Origin of the sequence: Anaerostipes sp. CAG:276 (assembly GCF_000432215.1) — a bacterium.
Taxonomy (GTDB): Bacteria; Bacillota; Clostridia; order Lachnospirales; family Lachnospiraceae; genus Anaerostipes; species Anaerostipes caccae.
This window is the reverse complement of sequence record NZ_FR889190.1, coordinates 1-2,097: the sequence shown is the minus strand read 5'-3', so window position 1 is coordinate 2,097 and position 2,097 is coordinate 1. Positions and strand designations below refer to the sequence as shown.

4 protein-coding genes are annotated in these 2,097 nt (G+C 48.1%); all 4 read right to left on the bottom strand.

Annotated features, from left to right (window positions below):
* Positions 1-924 (bottom strand): adenosylcobinamide-phosphate synthase CbiB (gene cbiB, locus QVP35_RS08285; protein ID WP_288187818.1); only part of this gene is annotated, 924 nt, incomplete at its 3' end.
* Positions 915-1,523, bottom strand: a complete 609-nt coding sequence (locus QVP35_RS08280; RefSeq protein WP_009289695.1) for a histidine phosphatase family protein — start codon at positions 1,521-1,523, stop codon at positions 915-917. The genes cbiB and QVP35_RS08280, both read right to left, overlap by 10 nt.
* Complete coding sequence (locus QVP35_RS08275; RefSeq protein ID WP_009289696.1) at positions 1,520-1,903, bottom strand: bifunctional adenosylcobinamide kinase/adenosylcobinamide-phosphate guanylyltransferase; 384 nt, start codon at positions 1,901-1,903, stop codon at positions 1,520-1,522. Before QVP35_RS08275 ends, QVP35_RS08280 begins: the two co-directional genes overlap by 4 nt.
* 10 nt (positions 1,904-1,913) lie before the next feature.
* Positions 1,914-2,097: adenosylcobinamide-GDP ribazoletransferase (locus tag QVP35_RS08270; protein WP_288187816.1), on the bottom strand; the 184-nt coding region annotated here is incomplete at its 5' end.

The following is a 2,097-nucleotide window of genomic DNA, read 5'->3' as shown; positions in this document are numbered from 1 at the left end:
GCCTGCCAAGAGGCTGCATCCGTACATAAGGCCGTTGGCTCTTTTTATATCTTCCGGCTCCGGGTGTCTTAAATCATCGCCTATGGTTGGTTTTTCATAAAGTTTTCCAAAGTACCAGGCATTTCCTGCCAGCTGGATATGCAGAGCCCCCGCTGTCACGGCTTCCGTGTGGGCAGCGTTGGGACTCTTATGGTTTCTTTTGTCTCTCCTGTAAATCCGTCTGGCCGCCGGCACATCATTTCCGGTAAAAATACAGGCGGCAATCATAAACCATGCAGACAGCCTTGCAGGGATATAATTTGCCAGGTCATCCAATTTCGCCGGATATCTGCCGAAATTCAGATATTGTTCATTCTTATATCCCACCATGGAATCCATCGTGTTGATGGCTTTGTAGAGAAACATCAGCGGAACACCGCCTAATGTCATATAAAATAACGGGGCCACGACTCCATCCGATGTATTTTCCGCCACGGTCTCCACGGCGGCCTTTATAACACCGGTGCGGGTTAGTTCTTCTGTATCTCTTCCGACGATCATGGAAACTGCCTTTCTGGCCCCTAAAAGAGATCCTTCGGTAAGCTCTCTGTAAACTTTTATACTTTCATCTTTTAACCCCCTTGCCGCCGTCAGCTGATAACAGAAAAAAGACTCCAAAAGAAACCCTGCCGCCTGGCTCCATCCGTACAGTATTTTCAAAGCAAAAAACGGAAGGGCGAAGGATGCGGACCCGATCAGGAGGATCAGAAGAATTCCTCCCGCCCGTTCTCCTCGTGGTGTCTGAGGAAAAACAGACCGTATTCCTTTTTCCGCCGCTGATATGGCAGAACCGATCAGGCGGACGGGATGACAGAGCCAGCGGGGATCGCCGAACAGGAAGTCCAGGAAAAAACCAAACAATAATGCTGCTGCTCTTACTTCCATATGTCTGATCCCTCTTTTCTGATATAGATTTCATGACTGCCTATGACCCATTGTTTCTCATCTGTCTCTATTTCATATCCCTCCAGATTTTTTACCTGCCAGTCAAAATAATCCCTGTGAGTGACGGCAAATCCGTCTAAAATACTCATGATCGTTCCTCCATGGATTACCATTGCAAAAGTTCTATATTGATACTGTATGCAGTGCTCTATGCATAGAGAAAACCCTTCAAGACACCTGGCCTGAAATTCTTCTCTGCTCTCTCCCCCAGGAAAAGGGAGGGTTCCGTTGCTGTCGATCCATTCCTGATACTTCGGTTCATCGGATAACTCTATGTAGTTCTTTCCCTCAAAAATGCCGAAATCACACTCAGCAAACTGTTCCCGGATCACCGGCTTTTTTCCGCGGTAAAGAAGTCCGGCAGTCTGTATACACCGCCTCATAGGGCTTGTATAGACCACGTCTGTCTGCGGATATATCCGGTCCAGACACAAGGAGATCCCTTCCGGGCTTAAATTTTCATCTGTTCTTTTTCCAGCATAGCGGCCTGAAGCATTACTCTCTGTCATGCTGTGCCGGATCACGTATCCTCTGATCATCCCTTTATCACCGTCCCTATTCCGCACACGACCCGGTGCACTTCACTGCTCATCCCGGCCAGACAGGTAAGAAGCCTTCCCTCTGTCTCCCTGAAATTCCGGTCAAATGCATTCGCCGGCACAACACCGCAGCCGAGTTCATTAGCTATAAGGACCAGCTCCGGGTTTGCCTCAAAAATTTTCCTGGCTTCCTGTTCATAATCCTTTATATCCGGCAGTTTCCGCCTGACCCATTCATGAAAATGATACAGGCATTGACAGGAATAAATCTCCTCCAAAGAACAATCCGCTCCGTCTGTCATCTGATCTCCCGGAATGCCGGTGACCCTTTCCGCATATTGTTTTTTCCCTTGAAATGCTCCTCCTATGATGATGATCATGGCTGCTCCTTTACATTATTTTCTCTATTACGGCCAGGCATATGGCCGCAGACAGCTCACATATCTGCAGAAACCACCCTGCGAGATCTCCTGTAATGCCGCCAAACTGTTTCATCGACATCCGGTAATACCAGGCAAAGGATAAAATGGCTCCTCCAATACACAAAAGTCCGGCAGCAGGATTTAAGAGACAC